Below are 21,139 nucleotides of genomic sequence, written 5' to 3' on the forward strand. Positions count from 1 at the left end.
CGATTTCATATGCGTCAGAGACCTTTGGCGCGATAACTTTTCGCCACACGGTCCACGGCCACGATATAGGCCGCTGTCCGCAGATCCTCGACATCATCGCGGTTGTGCCAGACTTCGCGCATGGACTGGTAGGCGATACGCATCGTGTCATCCAGACCCGAGCGCACAAGCTCCAATTCGTCGGCACCCTTCAAGTACTTGGACTTAAAGTCCGGCGACATCGACCAGGCATCCCCCAGATAGCGATCCAACCGCTCAAGCTCGCTGACGATCAGTTCGTGACGGGCTTCTTCCTGCCGGCGCTGCATTCGACCAAACCGGATGTGGCTGAGGTTCTTAACCCACTCAAAATAGGAAACGGTCACACCGCCCGCATTAGCGTACATGTCGGGGATGATCACAGTGCCTTTCTTGCGCAGAACTTCGTCCGCCCCCGCAGTCACCGGACCATTTGCAGCCTCGATGATCAGGGGAGCTTTGATCCGGTCAGCATTGGTCAGGTTGATGACACCTTCCAAGGCGGCGGGAATCAGGATGTCGCACTCGGCCTCAAGAACCGCCGCACCGTCTGCCGAATGGGTCGCATCGGGATAGTCGCTTACGCCACCGTGTTTGACGATCCACTGCCGAACCGATTCAACATCAATTCCGTCCGGGTTATAAAGTGCTCCGTCCCACTCAATGATACCGACAATACGGCTGCCATCCTCCTCGCTCAGGAACTTGGCGGCGTGGTAGCCCACGTTGCCCAGCCCTTGTACGACAATGCGCTTCCCAACCAGCTTTCCGGACAGGTTTGCCTTTTGGACGTCCTCGGGATGCCGGAAAAACTCGCGCAGCGCATATTGGATACCCCGGCCAGTGGCCTCGACCCGCCCGGCGATCCCCCCAGCGTTCAGGGGTTTGCCAGTCACACAGGCGCGCGCATTGATATCGGTGGTGTTCATACGGGCGTATTGATCCGCCATCCACGCCATCTCACGCTCACCCGTGCCCATATCCGGCGCCGGGACGTTCTGCGACGGGTTGATGAGATCACGCTTGGCCAGCTCATACGCGAACCGGCGCGTGATCTGCTCCAACTCGTGTTCCTCATACTGCCGAGGATCAATGCACAATCCCCCCTTGGACCCGCCAAAGGGTGTTTCGACCAAAGCGCACTTATAGGTCATCAGGGCCGCCAGTGCTTCAACCTCATCCTGGTTCACGGCCAGCGCAAAGCGGATACCGCCCTTCACCGGCTCCATATGTTCTGAATGAACAGAACGGTACCCTGTGAACGTGTGAATATCGCCCCGTAGCCGCACACCAAATCGCACGGTATAGGTGGCGTTACAGACCCGGATTTTTTCCTCTAGCCCCGGAGGGAGGTCCATCAGGGACGCTGCCCTGTTGAACATCAAATCAACACTCTCTCGAAAGCTGGGTTCGTTTGTGGCCGTCATTTAATCCTCCGTGCCAAAGAGCGATCTACGCTCTGACTTTTTGTCGCACCCCTTGCGTAAACGATCAATATTTAAGCAAAAATAAAATTCCAAATCCTCACACTTTTTTTATCGAACCGCGGTGAGTCGCGGTCTTTTTGACCATCGGCTGGAATTGTCCCCAAACAGAATACAGAGCGGCGCGAACCTAGAGAATTATCCGCCATTCGACAGGAAAAGGGCCTAATCTACGGTTTTTTCGCCCAATTCCCGCCACGTTTCCCAGCTAATTTTCTGGCGTTAACTTTTCCTTAGCAGGGCTAGGCCACTGCTCAGCGAGGTCAGCAATATGATTATGAGCGCTATTGTAAGCGGAATTGGAAAATTTGGAAAAAAGAGTGCACGGCTCCGCGGCTTCGCTGAACGCGAAGACGGGACGTTCACGATTTTTGTACTTCTGGGTTTCTTGATAATCTTCGCCACCACAGGGATGGGTGTCGATTTGATGAACTATGAGCGTGACCGCGCGAATTTGCAGTCAACGCTGGATCGCGCCGTGCTGGCTGCGGCCGACCTTGACCAGAAGCTGCCTCCTAAAGAGGTCGTCGCGGCCTATTTGGAAAAGGCTGGATTGGAAGGCAAACTTGTCGGCGAACCCGTCGTGATTGAAGGGTTGGGATCAAGAACCGTTTCGGCCACCGCCGAAACCGTCGTCAAAACGCATTTCATGAGCTTTTCGGGGGTCAACTCACTGACCGCACGCGCCGCGAGCACGGCGGAAGAATCGGTGGGTGCCGTCGAAATCTCGCTGGTTCTCGACATGTCGGGTTCGATGGACAACCCGTCCGCCGAAGCTGGCAAAACCAAGATCGAAGTTCTGCGGGATGCCGCGAAAGAATTCGTTACGCTGATGCTGTCGAAGCAGGACGCGACAGAAGTTTCCATGTCAATTGTTCCTTACGCGACTCAGGTAAATGCGGGCGAGGATATTCTAAGCAAGTTCAGCAATGTCACCTCTGAGCACAGCTACTCGCACTGCGTGAACTTTTCGTCGACCCAATTTGACGACCCGTCAATGGATCCGACTTCGGCTTTCCAGCGCACCGCGCATTTTGACCCGTTCCGCTACACCAATGGTGCAGAGCAATTCCCAAGATATCCGGTATGCCCAACCCGCGTCGGCAGTGAAATTACGGCCGTCACAGACGATATCGGTGTTTTGCACGACCGCATTGATGCTCTGACCGCGAAAGGCAACACGTCGATCGACGTTGGAATGAAGTGGGGATCCGCCATGTTGGACCCTAAATTCAAGGGCATTATCAAAAGCTTGTCGACCGAAGGTGCGGTTCCTGTGAAATTCGACGACCGTCCGCTGCGCTATGAGGATGATGTTCTGAAAGTTATCATCGTCATGACCGATGGTAAGAACACCACGCAGTATATGCTGAAATCAAATTACCGCAGCGGCAATTCGAATGTCTGGTTCAACCCTGAGTACGACCGGGGCGATGGTAAGTTCGGTGAATACAGTGTTCGCTATTCGACCAATCCGGAGCGCTGGGTTTGGATGCAGCACACAGAAAAGGCAGGCAATTATGTCACGGCGACGCATCCGTTTGGCAATCCGCCCGACGAAAACGCCTCCAACGAAGAAGTTGGTACATCTGTGCGCCTGACCTATCCTGAACTCTTTAACCTTGCTTCGACCTGGTGGAATGCCAAGAACAACTATTACTGGCAGAATAACCACGAGAATAACTGGCACTATAACATTCGCTCATCGGTGGGTGCGACAACCAAGAACACGCGCACCAGCAACATCTGCGGCGCTGCCAAAGACAAGGGTGTGATCGTTTACGGTATCGCGTTCGAAGCACCGGACGAAGGTTTGACGACCATCAAAAGCTGCGCGAGTTCGGACAGCCACGTCTACAAGGTCGACGAATTCGATGATCCAGAGGGAATTTCGCTGGAAGACGCCTTTGTCTCTATCGCCTCGTCGATCAAGAAACTGAGGCTGACACAATGAGCATGAAAGCCCTGGCGAAACTCCTGAAATTCCGAAGATCAGAGTCCGGCTCTGTGACGGTAGAGTTCGTGCTGATTTTTCCCGCGTTCCTGTTTTTCATCCTGAGCGCGGTGGAGTATTCGCTTGTCACCCTGCAACAGGCGATGCTGGAACGCGCGGTCGATCAGTCCGTTCGGGACATTCGCCTGGGCACGGGGTCAAACTTGACCCACGATCAGATCAAAGACTCGATCTGTAACAAATCGATCATGGTCAGAGAGTGCGGGAAAAACCTACGACTCGAGATGATCATCCAAAACGCGTTTGTTGGTGTTGACCTGCCCCCTGCCCCGGACTGCACTGACAATTCTGAAGAAGTGAAGCCGGTTCGCCAATTCAAACAAGGCCAGTCAAACGAACTGATGATCCTGCGCGCATGCGCAAAGATTGATCCAGTGTTCCCGACCTCTGCGATGGGTCGTGCGCTTTCGGACGAAACTGGCCAGATCGCGCTGACCGCGACCACAGCATTTGTTCAGGAGCCTTGATAGACCCATGTCCTTTCTGACCAAGTTCAAAAAGTTCTTTAGCCGCACCGCGCGTGACGAAAGCGGTCTGCTGACCGTCGAAGCTGTTTTGATATTCCCCATGCTGGTCTGGACTGTGACGGGGGCCTTTACTTTTTTCGACGGGTTCCGTCAAAGCGCGGCCAATCTGAAGGCGGCCTATACGATCGGCGACCTCATCTCACGGGAAACTCAAACAATTACAGACACCTATGTGGATTCTCTGTATGAGTTGATGCTGCGCATGGTCAACAATGGCTCGGAAATGAAGTTGCGAGTCACGCTCATTGTTTTTGATGAAGTGGATGATCGTCACTACGTCCGGTGGTCAACCGAACGTGGTTATAATCAAATCTGGACCGACGGGAACATCAAGAACATGCGGGAAAGCCTGCCCCCGATGCCCAATCAGGACACGTTGATTATCGTCGAAACTGCCAACAACTATGTACCTGTTTTTGGGTCCGGTTGGGTTTCTGACGACTATACGTTCCGCAACTTTGTGTTCACCCGCCCCCGTTTCACCAACGAAATCGCGGCTGACGTCTGATTTATGCTCTGTCTGCGATCATCGCAGCCAGCATCTCGGACATGAATTTGGTTTCTGCAGCGGCAGTCATTCCTCCGATACCGACGCGACGCCCAAGTCGCCACCACAGACCCGGTGCCCAAACGTTCTTTTCCTTGGAATTTGTCCGCACAAGAAAACCGTTTGATGGTTTGAACGCAAAGACCCCTCGGTCAACTGCCTCGACGTCCTGAACGCGCGCAATGATGCGCCCTTTTCCAGTGCGCAGTTCAGTCTGTGTCAGCTCAATCCAGTCTTCAGTCGCATTCCACATGCGATACGCCAGCCAAAACGAAGCAGCGCCCACAGCGATCAGGAACACCTGCCAATGGGGTTCGGGCGGCGCGGCCAAGGCCACGTACAGAACCATGGCACCGACCACGGCCAACATACCAACCCCAAGCCACCGCCTGGGCGTCGACGCTTTTACTGTGGCCAGAACTTCCTGCTGCATGTCCATCCCCTGCATGATTTCGACCGGGTTTAGCGGCTTTCCACGGTGAAAGACAGAGGCGGTTTGACTACTAATTTTTGCACACAGCACGTGCCCAATCGCAAATTGACGCACATTGCGCACAGACTACATGATCGACCAAGTAACAGGAGGCCGCGATGTCGCTACGACCCACTTTGGAAATCAGGAAATCCGTCCCGACGATGGAGGGCGCAGGCGTAAAGTTGCATCGTGCCTTTGGATTTCAGGACCCATCCGAACTTGACCCGTTTCTTCTGTTTGACGATTTTCGCAACGAACACCCGCAGGATTATCAGGCTGGCTTCCCGTGGCACCCGCATCGCGGGATCGAAACGATCACATATGTCTTGTCGGGAACGGTCGAGCATTCGGACTCACTTGGAAATACCGGAACGCTGGGCGCAGGCGACGTGCAATGGATGACCGCAGGTTCGGGTATCCTTCACCAAGAGATGCCAAAAGGGAACGCTGTGGGTCAGATGCACGGGTTTCAACTTTGGGGAAACTTGCCATCCGGCCAGAAAATGACGGCTCCGCGGTATCAGGATGTAGAAAGCAAGGACATCCCAGAGATCACGGATGACGACGGCACGAAGGTCCGCGTCATCGTTGGCGAATTCTGGGGAAAGACGGGTCCCGTAGACGGTATCGCCGCCGATCCGCAATATCTTGATATTCAGATCCCAGCCGGTGTGAAGAAAACGTTTCGCATCGACACCTACCGCAGGGCGTTTGCCTACGTTTTTCAGGGGCAAGCGGCATTTGCGGATGCGTCTCAACCCACCGGGGTTCTGCTTGAAAAGGAAATCGCGGGGCAAGAGGTCAACATCCGCGATATGTCAGGCGACCGAACTTTGGTTCGTTTCGGAACCGGAGACGAGATCACGGTTCAGGCAGGCCCCGAGGGTGTGCGATTTCTGCTGATTTCCGGCGCACCGATAGACGAACCAGTCGCATGGCACGGCCCGATTGTCATGAACACACGGTCCGAGCTTGAGCAGGCTTTCCGGGAATTGCGCAACGGCACCTTCATCCGGCCCGCGCATTGATCAGGCGGTCACAGATCGCCGGACCATGTCCCAATAGACTTGCTCGACCTCATCCAGCGAAAGGCGTCCGCCTGCGCGATACCACGTCATCACGCCGTTCAGCATGGCAATGACGGCCAGGGTCGCCATCTTGGTGTCTGCGACCAAAAAGGCCCCCACCTCTTGTCCATCCTTTAGGATTTGTTCGAGTGAGTCTTCGTAAGCCCGGCGTAACGCCTCGATTTCACCGAAATTTTCGGGGGTCAGGTTGCGCAGCTCCATATAGGCAATGAACACCTCATCCGGACGCTCAAGATGGAACCGGATATGGAAACCGACAAACTGGTGCAGCGCCTCAAGGGCGGTCGCTGGCCTTTCAAGCTTTGCGTAGGTCGACAGAAGATCCTGCATGTGATCGTTCATCAAGCGATACAGAAGGCTCTGCTTGTCCGGCGTGTAATTATAAAGCGCGCCGGCCTGCACTCCGACCTCTGCTGCGATCTGGCGCATGGAAACTGCGGCATAGCCCTGCTGCGCGAACAGGCGCAAAGCCGCCTTTCGGATGCGGGGGCCGGTAATATCGGAATGGGAACCTTGTGTGCGTGCCATGCCCCAACCGTATATGAACGGATGTTCAGATAGAACCCCGCTTGAATGCCCACGGTAAAAAGTGCATCACGGGGGCAATGGTATTCGAAAGAGCAGTATGAAACCCCTGCCCCTGCTGATCCTGACACTTTGCTGCGCGGCGTGTGCAGACTTTCCTGAATTGGAAGGAAGCGAACCAGCCAGCCTGAAATCAGCGCGCTATCCAAAACTGATCCCCCTACAGGACAACCTTGGCCCTCCGATTGACCCGATCAGCGAAGCATCTGAGGTGGAGGAAGAGCTTGAGACACGGCGCGAAGAACTGCAGAAAAAGGCGGACCAGCTACAAAGCGAACAAATCAACTGACCAAGTGATTGCTGCGGCTCACCACGCATTGCACCCCTTCGCCGAACCCGCTAAGGCAGCGTTGAACGGGGCAACCCGGCATTCAAGAATTACGAGCGGAAAGGAACCCACGGGATGACACAGGCGCTGCGGCTGGGAATTGCGGGCTTGGGAACTGTCGGCGTGGGCGTCGTCAAAATCGTGCGCCGTCATGCGGACCTGTTGCAGGCGCGGACAGGCCGTGCGGTGGAAATCGTGGCTGTCTCCGCGCGGGATGCAAGCAAGGATCGTGGTGTCAACCTGTCGGACTACGCTTGGGAAACCGACCCGGTCGCTTTGGCCAAGCGCGATGATATCGACGTGTTTGTCGAGTTGATGGGCGGTGAGAACGGCCCCGCCAAAGCCTCGGTCGAGGCGGCGCTAGCAAGTGGCAAGGACGTCGTCACCGCAAACAAGGCTCTGCTGGCAATCCATGGTCAGGAATTGGCGGAAAAGGCAGAGGCAGCTGGCCGCGTCATTCGTTTCGAAGCCGCCGTCGCAGGCGGTATTCCCGTCATCAAGTCCCTGACCGAAGGGCTTGCAGGCAACGAGATTACCCGCGTGATGGGGGTGATGAACGGCACCTGTAACTATATCCTGACACGAATGCAGTCGCAGGAACTTGGCTACAACGCTCTGTTCGAGGAATGCGCGCAGTTGGGGTATCTTGAGGCCGACCCAAATCTGGACGTCGGCGGAATCGACGCCGCACACAAGCTGGCCCTGCTGTCCTCGATCGCTTTTGGCACCAAGCCGAATTTCGACGGGATCGAGATCGAAGGCATCCAGCAAATTAGCCTCGACGACATTCATCAGGCGGATGATATGGGATACCGGATCAAACTGCTGGGCGTCGCGCAACGAACCGCGCGCGGGCTGGAACAGCGGATGCAGCCCTGTCTGGTACCCAGCGGTTCACCTTTGGGACAGCTCGAAGGCGGAACGAACATGGTCGTGATCGAAGGCGATGCAGTGGAACAGGTTGTTCTGCGCGGCCCCGGCGCAGGCGAAGGGCCCACGGCCAGCGCTGTGATGGGTGACGTCTGCGATCTGGCACGCGGACTGCAAATTCCGACGTTTGGGCGCCCGGCTACATCCCTTCAGGATGCAGCCCCGGCGATCACGGGCCTACCTGCCCCCTATTATTTGCGTCTTGGGTTGTTCGACAAACCCGGCGCGCTGGCTAAAGTTGCCGCTATTCTGGGCGATGCAGGTGTGTCGATCGATCGGATGCGCCAATACGGGCATTCCGAAAGCACCGCGCCGGTTTTGATCGTTACGCACAAGACAACGCGTGCCACGCTCGACGTTGCGCTGGATGGCTTCCGCGAGACAGACGTTGTTGCCGGAGAGCCTGTCGCCCTGCGGATCGAAGAGGTTTGACCCTTGCGGCCTGCCCAAAACGCAGGCTATGCCCAAGACAACGCCGATACTGAGTCAAGGATACTGAAAAATGAGTGCTGCCAAGATTGATTTCAACGACCGCCTGCTGTCACTGGGCCTTGCACGGGTGGCAGAACAGGCCGCACTCGCGTCAGCATCTTTGGTGGGCCGTGGGGATGAAAAAGCTGCGGATCAGGCTGCTGTGAACGCCATGCGTGAACAGTTGAACCTGCTGGACATCGCAGGTGTCGTTGTCATTGGTGAGGGCGAGCGTGACGAAGCCCCGATGCTGTATATCGGCGAAGAGGTTGGCACCGGCAACGGCCCCGGCGTTGATATCGCGCTGGACCCGCTGGAAGGCACCACGCTGACCGCCAAGGACATGCCCAACGCGCTGACTGTGATCGCGATGGGTCCGCGCGGTTCGATGCTGCATGCGCCTGACGTCTACATGGACAAGCTTGCCGTTGGCCCCGGCTTCCCCGAGGGTGTCGTCAGCCTAGACATGAGCCCGCGTGAACGGGTTGAAGCGTTGGCTAAGGCCAAGGGGTGTGAACCCGCCGACATCACTGTCTGCATTCTTGAGCGCCCCCGGCACGAGGCCATGATCGCCGAGGTGCGCGAGACCGGCGCGTCCATCCGTCTGATCACCGATGGTGACGTTGCGGGCGTGATGCACTGTGCCGAAAGCGAAGTGACCGGCATCGACATGTATATGGGCCAAGGCGGCGCGCCCGAAGGTGTGCTGGCTGCGGCTGCCTTGAAATGCATGGGTGGTCAGATTTTTGGCCGCCTGCTGTTCCGCAACGATGACGAGCGCGGACGTGCGGCCAAGGCGGGTATCACCGATCTGGACCGTGTCTATGCGCGGGATGAGATGGTGACCGCGGACGTGATCTTTGCCGCGACTGGCGTGACCGGAGGGTCGCTGTTGCCGCGCATCAAACGCGAGCCGGGCTGGGTTGAGACCACCACCCTGCTGATGCGGTCGAAAACCGGGTCGGTCCGGCGCATGTCCTACCGCACACCGATGTGGTCGCACGACAACGCATAACCGCGTGCGCAAGTCCATCCATACAATAACAAAGGCCGGGTCCGCGAGGGCCCGGCCTTGGCATATCAGGGGCAGGTCATGAGCTTTCTAGGGGTTGAACAGTCTTTGTCCGGGCGGCGCTGGGTCGGCCCTTCGGCGGATGTAGAACGCGCGACCGAGATGCTGGTGCAACAAGCAGGCCTGCCACGTGCGGTCTGTCAGGTTTTGGCCCGGCGCGGCGTTCCTGCGATGGAAGCCCCCGGGTTTCTGGACCCCAAGCTGAAGGAATTGCTGCCCGATCCCCGCGCGATGAAAGACATGGAAACCGCCGCGACCCGGTTTCTGGCCGCGGTACGCGCCAAACAGCGGATTGCCGTCTTTGCCGATTATGACGTGGATGGGGGCAGCTCGGCCGCTTTGTTGCTGGTCTGGCTGCGTCAGATGGGGCTTCAGGCAACGCTCTATGTCCCCGACCGGATTGATGAAGGCTATGGCCCCAACGTACCCGCCATGCAGGACCTGGCCGCCAATCACGACCTGATCATCTGCGTTGATTGCGGCACCCTCAGCCATGAACCGATTGCGGCGGCCAAGGGTGCGGATGTGATCGTTCTGGATCACCATTTGGGGGGCGAGACCCTGCCTGATTGCGTCGCTGTCGTGAACCCGAACCGGCAGGACGAAAGCGGCGATCTTGGCTATCTCTGTGCGGCGGGCGTAGTGTTCCTGATGCTGGTCGAGGCCGGCAGGCAACTGCGCGAGGCCGGAGTCAAGGGGCCAGACCTGATCTCACTGTTGGATCTGGTGGCGCTGGCGACGGTTGCTGATGTGGCTCCTCTGATCGGGGCGAACCGGGCACTGGTACGGCAGGGGTTGAAGGTGATGGCACAGCGGCAGCGGCCCGGTCTGGTGGCCTTGTCGGATGTGGCACGGATGGATTCGGCCCCCAACAGCTATCACTTGGGGTTCCTGCTTGGCCCGCGCGTAAACGCGGGCGGGCGGATTGGTCAGGCCGATCTGGGGGCGCGGCTACTTAGCACCGAGTCGCAGCCCGAAGCCGAAGCGCTGTCCCAGCGACTTGATGAACTGAACACCGAGCGCCGCGACATCGAAAACGCCGTGCGCGCAGCCGCCATGGAACAAGCTGAAGAACGCGGCTTAGATGCACCTTTGGTCTGGGCAGCGGGTGAGGGCTGGCATCCGGGCGTCGTCGGCATCGTCGCCTCTCGCCTGAAAGAGGCCGCGAACCGCCCTGCCATCGTGATCGGCTTTGACGGGGATGAAGGCAAAGGCTCGGGCCGTTCCGTCTCGGGCATTGATCTTGGTGCGTCGATTCAGCGACTGGCTGCCGAGGGGCTGCTGGTCAAAGGCGGCGGGCACAAGATGGCCGCCGGTCTGACCGTGATGCGCGATCAGTTGGAACCGGCCATGGCGCGGCTGTCTGAACTTCTCGCCAAACAAGGCGCAGGCGACAGCGGCCCGGCGGACCTGAAACTGGACGGCACATTGATGCCGGGCGCGGCCACGGTGGACCTGATCGAACAGATCGAAAAGGCAGGCCCATTTGGGGCAAGTGCCCCTGCCCCACGGTATGCCCTGCCTGATCTTCAAATACGCTTTGCCAAACGAGTGGGCGAATCTCATCTGAAACTTTCACTGTCCGACGGCGTAGGCGCCGGGCTGGACGCCATTGCGTTCGGTGCGTTCGACGGGCCGATGGGCGAAAAGCTGTCCAACCATGGCGGCGCGCGGTTCCATTTCGCCGGCAGGCTTGAGGTCAACACATGGGGCGGACGGCAATCTGTGCAGCTTCGGCTGGAGGATGCAGCCGAGGCCAATTAGGCCAGCACCCGGCCCCGCCAAAAAACTTTCACATCCCTGCATTTTTCGGCTTGCGGGGGTGATAGGTAAACCGTAAAAGGCGCTCCACAAGCTAACGTGGCCCGTTCGTCTATCGGTTAGGACGCCAGGTTTTCAACCTGGAAAGAGGGGTTCGATTCCCCTACGGGCTACCACTTGTGCTTGTATCGCCTAAATGGCCCGTTCGTCTATCGGTTAGGACGCCAGGTTTTCAACCTGGAAAGAGGGGTTCGATTCCCCTACGGGCTACCACTTGTGCTTGTATCGCCTAAATGGCCCGTTCGTCTATCGGTTAGGACGCCAGGTTTTCAACCTGGAAAGAGGGGTTCGATTCCCCTACGGGCTACCACTTTCCTACACTCCGAGCTTTTCGCGACACAGATCTTCTATCTGACCCCAAGTCGATTTGAATTCTGGTGTGTTTTCAGCCGCATAGTGGAAGTTCTTCATTAAGCCGGTCAATTGCGTAAAGACCTGCCGAACCTCGGCTTTATCGGCGAATTCGGCGGTGGATTGTGTCACGCCATAAACCAACTTGAAGGTCATCTTCTGCCGCTCCAGCGGCACGGTCGCGTCCACCTTATCGAACGCATCTTGTTGCAGGTAGACCATGTCCACGAACAGGGCCTTTTGCTGGGTGACAAAATCCTCGATCGTGACGCCCTCTTCGCCCGTCACCTGCATCATCTGGTCGACCTGTTCGCCCTTTCCGATCAACGCCAGAAGATCACGAACCTTGCTGGTCCAACCCATCTCAGCGTTCTTGTCATACCAGTCGGACAACTGGTCCAGATAGCGCGACCAACTGAGCATCGGATCGACCGCAGGGTAAAACCGTTTATAGGCACGTTCGGAAGACAGACCGAGGAAACATTTAACCGTGGACAAGGTCGATTGCGTGACCGGTTCGTCAAAGTTGCCCCCGGCAGGTGAGACCGTTCCGATCAGGGTCAGACTGCCCAGCGCGCCGTCATTGGTTTTTAATGCGCCCGCGCGTTCGTACAACCCCTTGATCGAGCTTTCCAGATAGGCCGGAAACCCTTCTTCTCCGGGGATTTCTTCCAACTTGCCCGAGGTTTCGCGCATGGCCTGTGCCCAGCGGCTTGTGCTGTCGGCAATCAACAGAACATCATACCCCATCTGGCGATAATACTCTCCCAGCGTGATGCCGGTGAAAATCGACGCCTCACGCGCCGCAACGGGCATGGACGACGTGTTGCAAATGATGATCGTCCGGTCCATGAGGCTGCCGCCTGAGGTCGGATCAGTCATCTTGGGAAATTCACTAATGGTTTCAACCACCTCGCCCGCGCGCTCTCCACAGGCGACGACGATGACGATGTCCACCTTGGCGTTTCGCGCGATCAGGTTCTGCAACACTGTCTTACCCGCACCAAACGGCCCCGGAATACAGGCTGTTCCACCCCGGGCAATGGGGAAGAATGTGTCGATCAGGCGCTGAGATGTCAGCACTGGCTCTGTTGGATAAAGCCTTTCGGACAGAGTGCGTTTCAGAACGCCTTCGGGCAATGGACGACGCACCGGCCATTTCTGTGAGAGGGTCAGAGTATGCTCTCCGCCGCGCTCGTCCTCAAGCCGCGCGACGATATCGTGGATCGTGGCCGCGCCCTTCTGGACCCAGACAACTTTATAGTCGCCGACCCAATTGAACGGCAGCATGATTTTGTGCTCAAACCTGCCCTCGGGCACCGTTCCGATACTGTCCCCGGCTCGAACGGTATCGCCGACTTTGACGGTCGGTGAAAACGACCACTTGGCCTGGTCATCCAACGGGGCCACATCCGCACCGCGCGGCAAAAAGGTGCCAAACTCAGCCGCGACTTTCGGCAAAGGAGATTGTAGGCCGTCAAACACCTGACCCAACAATCCCGGCCCAAGCTCGACCGACAGCAACTGTCCGGACTGTTCGACCGGATCGCCCACGGCGACGCCGTCCGTGCTTTCATAGACCTGCACGTCCGCCGTTTTCCCACGCACACGCAGAACTTCGGCCTTCAGGCGTTCCTGTCGACCTCCGGGGCCTGCGCGAGTGGGCAGAATAAACACCACCTCGTTTTTGACCAACTGCCCGGGGCGACCATCTGCATCGGGTTTTGCTTCGATCTGAACCAACCCCTCCTGGACCGAGACAACGCGGGCGGTGGCTGTTTGGATGGCGGGGGTTGGGGCGGTCATGCGTAAGCTCCCTCAAAGTCGATATCGGCTACGTCGGCCATGGCCTGTTGCGCCAGTTTTTCAAATCGTGCCGCCGCCTCCTGCGCGCTGCTTTGCGCCCAACGGTCGAAAATATTCCAGATCAGCACATAGATCGCCACGGCCTCAAAATCGAAAAGATGTCGTGCGGAGTGGCGCTTTAACTGCTTGTGACTAATCGACAAAAGAAGCCTTTCCAGCCCGAGTGGATCGTTGGATTCCAGCAATTGACGCGCGTCTTTGATCCAAGGCATTGCCGCATCCAACCCGAAACCGGGGTCAGTCCAATGGGCAGGGATATGGCGGCTCCATCGTCCAAACCCCAAAGGCGTCGCAGGCGGTGGTTCCCCTCGATGCCGAAGTCGCAACGCGGCAACGACGGTGCGCAAATCCATCCGTTCGACAAGCAACTTTTTCAATGTTGGTTGCGGGATGTCATCCAGCGCGGTCTTGCAGCGCGCAATCGCCTGATCGTCCGTGACATCCATGTCGTAATCGTTCCAGTTCAGAGCGTGCTCCAACACGCGCAGAACCCGGGCATCTTCGGATGCCAACGCCTTCAATCGTCGATCAAGCCGCAGGCGTGACAGCGGTGGTTGCTTGGCAACAAACAACCGTTCCGAGCCCGGCAAACTGCTGATCAGCGCGATATAGGCGTCCGGGTCCGACATGTCAGCGGATCACGCCTTCCAGCACGGCGCGGAACCTGGGTTGCAGATGCTCCATCAACAAAGAGGCCACGGCTTTGTCCGTAAGGTCCAGAACAACGCCCTGCTCCTCGGCATGAATGCGAATGCCATCCTGCGTATCCTCTGACGCGTGCAGCTCGACTTGTTCCCGCAGCATTTCGGCGGTCAAACCCAGCACGTACTTGGTCAATTTACCAGACTGGATATCGTCGGCGTTCTGCTTGATATCTTCCTGAGTGGCCACTTTCGCGGGCAAGATCACCTGCACTTTACCGTCCAGTTTAGCGCCCGCTGCGGCCCGCCCAACAACCTCAAGGATCATCTGTTTCAACATCTCGGGATCGGCCATTTCCTTGGTGACAAGGCGCTCGACATCTTGGCGAAAGCGGTCGGTCAAGCCAGCTTTCATCGTCAACACGGCATCGCGCATCGCGGTGTTCAGCGCCTCTTCTCCGGCGGCGCGGTAATTGTCGGCGTCGGCGCGGGCTTTCTTCTGATGCGCCTCAACTTCGCGTTTGGCATCTGCCAGGATTTTGGCGGCCTCAGCCTTAGCCTCGGCACGCAGCTTCTCGGCCTCGGCCTGACCTGCGGCAACGCCGTCATTTCGCAACTTGTCGATCAGGGCATCAACACCATGAGAGATCATTCCATCCTGTGCCATCAGCTAATCCCCGCGCTGATGACCAAAGCAAATACGAAGGCGAAAACGCCAAACCCTTCGATGATTGCCGCCGGAGCAAGCGCAAGGCCGAAGATTTCGGGTTTCTCTTTCGTTGCGTTGATTGCCGCGGCGCAGGCCCGTCCTTGCCAGATACCGCAATACATCAGCGCAATGCCCGAAAGGATGCCGATCCCAAACAGCCCGCCCGCATTTTCCGGTGTCACGTCCCGGTTCAGGGTAAACATGATGACGATCCCGTAGATCACCATCGTTGACGGAAATGCCGAGACACCGACGAACCGACCATAACCGCCTTCGGTTTCAGTCATAGCGCCGATGCTGGCCTGCCCAGCGATTGCGCACCCAATGGCACTTGCCGCCGCGCCCAACGCCATTGGCGCGTAAATACCCAGCCAACCCAATGTCAATACAAGCTCATTCATTCCTGTACCTCCTTGCGGGCGAACGGGCGAAAGACGATGCCTTCATCCGGCAGACCCCATTTAAAGAATTCGATGTAATTGAGACGCAAACCGTGAACGACGCCGCTCATCATCGCGAGTGCGAAGTTCAGAATATGGCCGACGATCAGGATCAGCAGGCCGAACAGTATGCCCGGCCCCTTCATCGCCTGCATCACAGAAACAGCCAGATCGTTGAACGTGATCGCCAGCGAGGCCGAGGCCAACCCCAGCGCAAACAGGCGCATATAGCTCAGCACATCGCCAAAAGCACCCATCGCACCAGCTAGGCTTTGCAGCCCATCTATCAGCCGCCACAGCCAGTCGATTGGTTTGCGCACCACCCGCTCGCTTGAAAACAGGACAATGGCCAGAACACCCGCAGCCAATACACCTGACCCCGGCAGCATCGACCCGTCCTTCATATAGCTGAGCCACAGGATAAACCCACCGATCAAGGCTCCGATCCAGCCGAGGTTTGCAACGGCCCTTCGCTGCCCCCACGCCGCGCGCGCGGCCAAAGCATTGGCCAACACCAGATGCAATACGCCAACCACGATCGAGATCATCATCATCGCACCAAAGTTGTTGAGGTCCAGTATCTTGAGCTTCGCCCAAACCGTGCCTTCGGCTGGTGATGCACCGAAATAGCTGCCGACCAACACGCCATAGATGATCGTAGCGCCGGAAATGATCACTCCATATCGGCGCCACGACCTTTCACTCGGCGTTTTTCCCATCCGTTTCCAGAATGCCAAAAGACCCAGCAGAATGACTGCTCCGTACCCTGCATCCGCCACGATCATGGCAAAGAAAAACGCGAATGAGGCGGCGACGATGATACTTGGGTCCCAGTCCTTGTACCCCGGCACCTGATAGAACAACGCAAGATCAACGGCCGCGCTTCGGTCCTCCGGTTGCTCCAGCAGAGTCGGCGGATTGTCATCCGGCCCCGGTTCTTCAATCAGAACGGCGGCATCTTTGGATTTGGCCATGTCCAGAACCGCTTCGATACGGTCCTCGGGCACCCAGCCCTGCAAGGCGAACATTGCCTCTGCGTCGCGGACCTTCTGGGTCGCATGAGCCAGTTCCGCGGCGCTTTCTGCTGACGACAAGTTACGGCGCATCAGGGTCAGATAACGTGTTTGGGCAACCCGTTCAGCCTCCAACGCCTCTATCGCGATCTCGGCTTCTTCCAGTTGCGCTTCCAATTCGTGAATCGGCAAAGAACCGGTATGCGTACGCGGCACCGGCAGGATGTCGTCGCCCGGATCATCGGGCGCGATCAGGACAGCGTAAATGTACCGATGGTCCTCTTGCAAAATCGCCCAAGGCAGATTGATGCCTGACAATGCATCGCGATGTTTCAGGGGAAGCTGATAGAACCACAGCCGATTGCCAGCCAGCACATCGGTCGGCGGAAAGTCCAAATCCCCCCAAGGACGTACCTGCGCGATCCGGTCGGCCAGAAAATCCCGGCGGTCTGTCATATCGCGGATGCGCTGCATCAGGTCCAGCACGTCGCGAACGAGCTGATCCATTTCGAACGCCGGATCACGCTGTATCTGTCGGCGCGGCTCTGGCACATCCGTCAAAAAGCGCAGCGCCTTATACGCATTGCGCGCGCCGCGTTCGCTGATCTTTTCCGGCTCGGCGGGCGGAGGCGCAAGTGGCAGCACATGCATACAGCCCAGAGCTTGCAGAGCCTCCAGCGTATCGCCCTTCTGCGCGGCTGGTCCGACGAGGGACAGTTTCTTCAGCCGCGCAACGCTCATGACAGCGCCTCCTGTGCGTGTTTACGCTTGGAAATCTTCGAGCGCACAACCGCCTGCATCTGCTCATCGCTCAGGTAGATGCGGATCTTCTTAATATTGGCCTTTGCGCGCGGGATCAGAACCTTTTCGAACAGGTTAACCCGCTGCGTGATCGTGGCCACGGCCTTGTCAAAGATGCGTACCCGTTCCTCGGCGACTTTGACGCGCAACCGCGCCTCAATCATGTCATGCAACAGGCTGGCGGCGGTATCGACCCAATGGGGTTTGGCCAAAAGGGAATAAGGCCGCACAGCAACCTCGATCCGATCCAGATCGGGCATTTTGACACCGACCACGTTGGCCTCTTTCAGCTTATAGTCCTTCAGTTGAACCAACCCGTCCAGATCGACCCCCTGCTGCGCCAGCATCGGCAGCTTTTCCCCAACCTGCTGCGCCAGATCATGCACCTCTTGCTGCAAGCGCTGCACATCCTCGCGCGCCTTGGCACGTTCCGCCATCAACTGCTGCCGCTTGAGGTCCAGCGACGGCAGAAACCGCTCATAGCTTTTCAGCTGGGTCTGCTGGCGGGCCAGCGACGATTTATTCAGCTGCAACCGCGCCATCGGCATCCTTTGGGAAATATTTGTCGACCAAAGCCTGCTTCATCAGCAACTGTTCCGGCTGGAAACACTCGGCCAGCGTCTTCCACCCCAGATCCAGCGCGTCCTCAAGCGGGATCGAGACGTTGATATCCATGAACCGCGCCCGGAACAGCGCGCCGAATTTCAGCAATTGGTGATCGTAATCCGACAGATCAAAGGCCATCGCCTGTTTCTGCGCAGCATCGCGGCTTTCCGAATAGAACCGGATCATCGTATTCATGATCTGCCCGTGATCCTCGCGCGTGGTCTTGCCGATAACGTTCTGCTTGAGGCGCGACAGGCTGCCGAACGGATCAATCACCCCCGAATGCAGGTAAAACTGCCCCTCGGTGATATAGCCCGTGTTATCCGGCACCGGATGGGTCACGTCATTACCCGGCATCGTCGTCACAGTCAGCACCGTGACCGAGCCGCCCTTGGCATAATCACACGCTTTCTCATACCGCCGCGCCAGCTGGGAATAGAGATCTCCCATATAACCGCGCTGCGACGGCACGCGTTCCTGACTGATCCCAACCTCTTTCATCGCGTCGGCATAGGCGGTCATATCGGTTAACAGCACCAGCACGCGCTTGCCTTCCTCGACCGCGAATTTTTCGGCCACAGCCAGCGCCATATCGGGCACCAACAGCCGTTCCACCAGCGGGTCCATCGCCTGATTGACAAACATCACTGTGCGGGAAAACACGCCCGCGTCCTCGAATGAGGTGCGGAACGTGTGGTAATCGTCAAAGATCAGACCCAGCCCCCCAAAGACCACGATATCGGCATCCGCCTGAATACCGATCCGACTGAGGAACGCATTGAACGGCTCGCCCGAGACCGAAAAGATCGGGATTTTCTGGCTTTCAACCAGTGTGTTGAACACGTCAATCATCGGCACATCGGTGCGGATCATCTTGTTCGGCACGGCACGCTCCGAGGGGTTCACCGTTGGCCCGCCAATGTCGATCCGCGGCTCGGACGACAGGTCCGGACCACCGTCAATCGCCACCCCAGCCCCGTCAAAGACGCGACCCAGAATGTTGGCCGAATAGGGCGTCTGCATCGGGTGGCCTAGAAAGGTCGCGGTCGCCTCGGTCGAAATACCTTTGGTGCCGGAAAATACCTGTAGGGTCACAACATCGCGGTCGATCAAAATCGCCTGCGCCAGCGTCTTGTGCCCATCCACCGTTTCGATCACGGCCAGGTCGTTGAACCGAACCGCTGCATCGGCTTCGCCGTCCAGCGGGACCCTGACCTTGATCGTGTCCCCGACAATTTCCAGAACACGAGTGTACTTCAAAAGACTTTGGGACATCGTCGAACCTCAGTCGTCTAAAAGAAATAGCGAATTCACTGGACAAGTCATCCGCTCGAAACCAGTGAAATCACGATCAGCTTACAAAGAATCAAGGACTTGGCAAGGAAATATAAACCTGAAGATCGAATGAGGCGCGCTTTAATCCGCGGCCTCATCAGACTGCGCGAGAACGGTGCGTTTCTAATGCAAAACAATTACTTACCGAAAAATTACGCCATTTACTAAAAAATTAGTTTGACAGTTAAGCGCGAAATCGCTGATGCTGTTCGTCATCCGGTCAATACCGGAACTCATAATCTTTGGGAGGAGACAGATGCGGAGACATCTACTTTCCGCAGTGGCGGCGGCTGCCGTCATTGCGGGGCACGGCCCTGCTTGGGCTGACGAAGCCGCAGCACAACGTTGGATTGATGACGAATTCCAGCCATCAACGCTGTCGAAAGACGAGCAGATGGGTGAGATGAAGTGGTTCATCGAAGCTGCACAGCCCTATGCCGGCATGGAAATCAACGTCCTGTCAGAGGGTATCCCAACCCATTCCTATGAATCCGAGGTTCTGACCAAGGCGTTCGAGGAAATCACCGGCATCAAGGTCAACCACCAGATCCTCGGTGAGGGTGAGGTGGTTCAGGCTGTTCAAACTCAGATGCAAACCGGACGGAACCTGTATGACGGCTATGTCAACGACAGTGACCTGATCGGCACCCACTCGCGTCTGCAACTGGCCTATCCGCTGACCGACATGATGGAAGGCGACTGGGCGGCGACAACCTCGCCGACGCTGGATCTGGATGACTTCATGGGCATTCAGTTCACCACCGGCCCCGATGGCAAACTGTACCAATTGCCTGACCAGCAGTTCGCGAACCTCTACTGGTTCCGCAAGGACTGGTTCGATGACGAAGCGAACAAGGCAGCCTTCAAAGAAAAGTACGGCTACGACCTGGGCGTTCCGGTCAACTGGTCGGCATACGAAGACATCGCCGAATTCTTCACCAACGACGTGAAAGAAGTCGACGGCGTCGCGATTTATGGCCACATGGATTACGGTAAACGCGCGCCTGACTTGGGCTGGCGTATGACCGACGCATGGCTGTCAATGGCAGGTGCCGGTGATGTGGGAGAGCCGAACGGTGTTCCAGTCGACGAATGGGGCATCCGCATGGAAGCGGGCACCTGTAATCCTGTTGGCGCTTCGGTGTCGCGTGGTGGTGCTGCAAATGGCCCAGCCGCGGTATACGCGATCCGCAAGTGGGACGAGTGGCTGCGCAACTATGCGCCTCCGGGTGCGGCGTCTTATGACTTCTACCAGTCGTTGCCCGCGCTCAGCCAGGGCAACGTGGCCCAGCAGATCTTCTGGTACACCGCGTTTACCGCCGACATGGTGAAGCCGAAATCCGAAGGTAACAACACCGTGGATGACGAGGGCACGCCGCTGTGGCGGATGGCCCCCAGCCCACATGGCCCCTATTGGGAAGACGGCCAGAAGGTTGGCTATCAGGACGTGGGGTCATGGACCTTCCTGAAATCGACCCCCGAGGATCGTGCTCAGGCGGCTTGGCTTTACGCTCAGTTCGTGACGTCCAAAACTGTCGATGTGAAAAAGTCCCATGTGGGTCTGACCTTCATCCGCGACAGCTCGGTCAACCACGAGTCGTTCACCCAACGCGCCCCCAAGCTGGGCGGTCTGGTCGAGTTCTATCGTTCGCCTGATCGCGTTGCATGGTCGCCGACCGGCATCAACGTGCCGGACTATCCGAAGCTGGCCCAGATCTGGTGGCAGCAGATCGGTGACGTGAACTCTGGCGCGTTCACCCCGCAAGAGGCGATGGACCGTCTGGCCGAGGAAATGGACATCACCATGGCCCGGATGCAGGCTGCGGATGAAAGCGCCGGTGTGTACGGCGGCTGTGGCCCGCGTCTGAACGAACCGCAAGATCCTGCCTTCTGGTTGGAGAAAGCCGGTTCGCCAAAGGCCAAGCTTGAGAACGAAAAGCCGCAAGGCCAGACCGTCAACTATGACGAACTGGTCGCGCGCTGGCAGGCTCAGTAAACGCAACATCGTAGGCCGGGC

Annotated in this window: 19 protein-coding genes and 3 tRNA genes; 12 read left to right on the forward strand and 10 right to left on the reverse strand. The window is 57.6% G+C overall.

What is annotated here, in order from left to right:
• Positions 1 to 14: 14 nt before the first annotated feature.
• Positions 15 to 1,445, reverse strand: a complete 1,431-nt coding sequence (locus RUESEDTHA_RS01435) for a Glu/Leu/Phe/Val dehydrogenase (RefSeq protein WP_180883717.1) — start codon at positions 1,443 to 1,445, stop codon at positions 15 to 17.
• 334 nt (positions 1,446 to 1,779) lie between these two features.
• On the opposite strand from RUESEDTHA_RS01435, the gene RUESEDTHA_RS01440 reads away from it, so the two are divergent.
• Genes RUESEDTHA_RS01440 through RUESEDTHA_RS01450 form a run of 3 tightly spaced genes read left to right on the forward strand, consistent with a single transcriptional unit; the run spans position 1,780 to position 4,551 of the window.
• Positions 1,780 to 3,456, forward strand: a complete 1,677-nt coding sequence (locus tag RUESEDTHA_RS01440) for a pilus assembly protein (RefSeq protein WP_255431582.1) — start codon at positions 1,780 to 1,782, stop codon at positions 3,454 to 3,456.
• On the forward strand, positions 3,453 to 3,983 hold the full coding sequence (locus RUESEDTHA_RS01445) for a TadE/TadG family type IV pilus assembly protein (RefSeq protein ID WP_180883721.1): 531 nt from the start codon (positions 3,453 to 3,455) through the stop codon (positions 3,981 to 3,983). The genes RUESEDTHA_RS01440 and RUESEDTHA_RS01445 overlap by 4 nt, the downstream gene beginning before the upstream one ends.
• 7 nt (positions 3,984 to 3,990) lie before the next feature.
• Entirely contained in the window at positions 3,991 to 4,551 is a 561-nt protein-coding gene (locus RUESEDTHA_RS01450; protein ID WP_180883723.1) for a TadE/TadG family type IV pilus assembly protein, read from the forward strand.
• 1 nt (position 4,552) lies between these two features.
• On the opposite strand, the gene RUESEDTHA_RS01455 is transcribed toward RUESEDTHA_RS01450, so the two are convergent.
• On the reverse strand, positions 4,553 to 5,023 hold the full coding sequence (locus RUESEDTHA_RS01455) for a hypothetical protein (protein ID WP_180883725.1): 471 nt from the start codon (positions 5,021 to 5,023) through the stop codon (positions 4,553 to 4,555).
• A gap of 158 nt (positions 5,024 to 5,181) precedes the next feature.
• Between RUESEDTHA_RS01455 and RUESEDTHA_RS01460 the strand changes: the two genes are divergently transcribed.
• A complete protein-coding gene (locus RUESEDTHA_RS01460; protein WP_180883727.1) occupies positions 5,182 to 6,093 on the forward strand; it encodes a pirin family protein in 912 nt (303 codons plus the stop codon).
• Here the strand turns inward: RUESEDTHA_RS01460 and RUESEDTHA_RS01465 are convergent, their stop codons facing one another.
• On the reverse strand, positions 6,094 to 6,681 hold the full coding sequence (locus RUESEDTHA_RS01465; RefSeq protein ID WP_180883729.1) for a TetR/AcrR family transcriptional regulator: 588 nt from the start codon (positions 6,679 to 6,681) through the stop codon (positions 6,094 to 6,096). It lies immediately after the preceding gene.
• 97 nt (positions 6,682 to 6,778) lie between these two features.
• Between RUESEDTHA_RS01465 and RUESEDTHA_RS01470 the strand changes: the two genes are divergently transcribed.
• The 7 genes from RUESEDTHA_RS01470 to RUESEDTHA_RS01500 all read left to right on the forward strand — a co-directional run bounded on the left by RUESEDTHA_RS01470 (position 6,779) and on the right by RUESEDTHA_RS01500 (position 11,670).
• A complete protein-coding gene (locus RUESEDTHA_RS01470) occupies positions 6,779 to 7,027 on the forward strand; it encodes a hypothetical protein (protein WP_180883731.1) in 249 nt (82 codons plus the stop codon).
• 114 nt (positions 7,028 to 7,141) lie between these two features.
• Complete coding sequence (locus tag RUESEDTHA_RS01475) at positions 7,142 to 8,428, forward strand: homoserine dehydrogenase (protein WP_180883734.1); 1,287 nt, start codon at positions 7,142 to 7,144, stop codon at positions 8,426 to 8,428.
• Positions 8,429 to 8,498: 70 nt separating this feature from the next.
• The gene (gene glpX / locus RUESEDTHA_RS01480; RefSeq protein ID WP_171120956.1) at positions 8,499 to 9,482 is read left to right on the forward strand and encodes a class II fructose-bisphosphatase; all 984 of its coding nucleotides are present in this window, start codon (positions 8,499 to 8,501) and stop codon (positions 9,480 to 9,482) included.
• Between the two features lie 78 nt (positions 9,483 to 9,560).
• Positions 9,561 to 11,303, forward strand: a complete 1,743-nt coding sequence (gene recJ / locus RUESEDTHA_RS01485) for a single-stranded-DNA-specific exonuclease RecJ (RefSeq protein WP_180883736.1) — start codon at positions 9,561 to 9,563, stop codon at positions 11,301 to 11,303.
• 98 nt (positions 11,304 to 11,401) lie between these two features.
• Positions 11,402 to 11,476: transfer RNA gene (locus RUESEDTHA_RS01490), tRNA-Glu, on the forward strand.
• 22 nt (positions 11,477 to 11,498) lie between these two features.
• A tRNA-Glu gene (locus tag RUESEDTHA_RS01495) sits at positions 11,499 to 11,573 on the forward strand.
• 22 nt (positions 11,574 to 11,595) lie between these two features.
• Positions 11,596 to 11,670 (forward strand) — tRNA-Glu (locus tag RUESEDTHA_RS01500).
• Between the two features lie 5 nt (positions 11,671 to 11,675).
• Here RUESEDTHA_RS01500 and RUESEDTHA_RS01505 read toward each other — a convergent pair.
• The 7 genes from RUESEDTHA_RS01505 to RUESEDTHA_RS01535 are packed head-to-tail and all read right to left on the reverse strand — an operon-like array spanning position 11,676 to position 19,062.
• A complete protein-coding gene (locus RUESEDTHA_RS01505) occupies positions 11,676 to 13,517 on the reverse strand; it encodes a V-type ATP synthase subunit A (RefSeq protein WP_180883738.1) in 1,842 nt (613 codons plus the stop codon).
• Positions 13,514 to 14,206, reverse strand: coding sequence for a hypothetical protein (locus RUESEDTHA_RS01510; RefSeq protein WP_180883740.1), 693 nt, complete (start codon positions 14,204 to 14,206; stop codon positions 13,514 to 13,516). The genes RUESEDTHA_RS01505 and RUESEDTHA_RS01510 overlap by 4 nt, the downstream gene beginning before the upstream one ends.
• A 1-nt stretch (position 14,207) precedes the next feature.
• On the reverse strand, positions 14,208 to 14,885 hold the full coding sequence (locus RUESEDTHA_RS01515; RefSeq protein WP_180883742.1) for a hypothetical protein: 678 nt from the start codon (positions 14,883 to 14,885) through the stop codon (positions 14,208 to 14,210).
• A complete protein-coding gene (locus tag RUESEDTHA_RS01520) occupies positions 14,885 to 15,328 on the reverse strand; it encodes an ATP synthase subunit C (protein WP_170422131.1) in 444 nt (147 codons plus the stop codon). The genes RUESEDTHA_RS01515 and RUESEDTHA_RS01520 overlap by 1 nt, the downstream gene beginning before the upstream one ends.
• Complete coding sequence (locus RUESEDTHA_RS01525; protein WP_180883743.1) at positions 15,325 to 17,121, reverse strand: V-type ATP synthase subunit I; 1,797 nt, start codon at positions 17,119 to 17,121, stop codon at positions 15,325 to 15,327. The genes RUESEDTHA_RS01520 and RUESEDTHA_RS01525 overlap by 4 nt, the downstream gene beginning before the upstream one ends.
• Positions 17,118 to 17,723 (reverse strand): V-type ATP synthase subunit D, encoded by a 606-nt coding sequence (locus RUESEDTHA_RS01530; RefSeq protein WP_180883745.1) that lies wholly within the window; start codon positions 17,721 to 17,723, stop codon positions 17,118 to 17,120. The genes RUESEDTHA_RS01525 and RUESEDTHA_RS01530 overlap by 4 nt, the downstream gene beginning before the upstream one ends.
• Positions 17,701 to 19,062 carry a V-type ATP synthase subunit B gene (locus RUESEDTHA_RS01535; protein ID WP_180883747.1) on the reverse strand — a complete coding sequence of 454 codons (1,362 nt, stop codon included), beginning with the start codon at positions 19,060 to 19,062 and terminating at the stop codon, positions 17,701 to 17,703. The genes RUESEDTHA_RS01530 and RUESEDTHA_RS01535 overlap by 23 nt, the downstream gene beginning before the upstream one ends.
• A gap of 316 nt (positions 19,063 to 19,378) precedes the next feature.
• Here RUESEDTHA_RS01535 and RUESEDTHA_RS01540 point away from each other — a divergent pair, with 316 nt between their 5' ends.
• Entirely contained in the window at positions 19,379 to 21,118 is a 1,740-nt protein-coding gene (locus RUESEDTHA_RS01540; protein ID WP_180883749.1) for an ABC transporter substrate-binding protein, read from the forward strand.
• Positions 21,119 to 21,139: the final 21 nt, after the last annotated feature.

This window comes from Ruegeria sp. THAF57, from assembly GCF_903914075.1.
GTDB lineage: Bacteria > Pseudomonadota > Alphaproteobacteria > Rhodobacterales > Rhodobacteraceae > Ruegeria.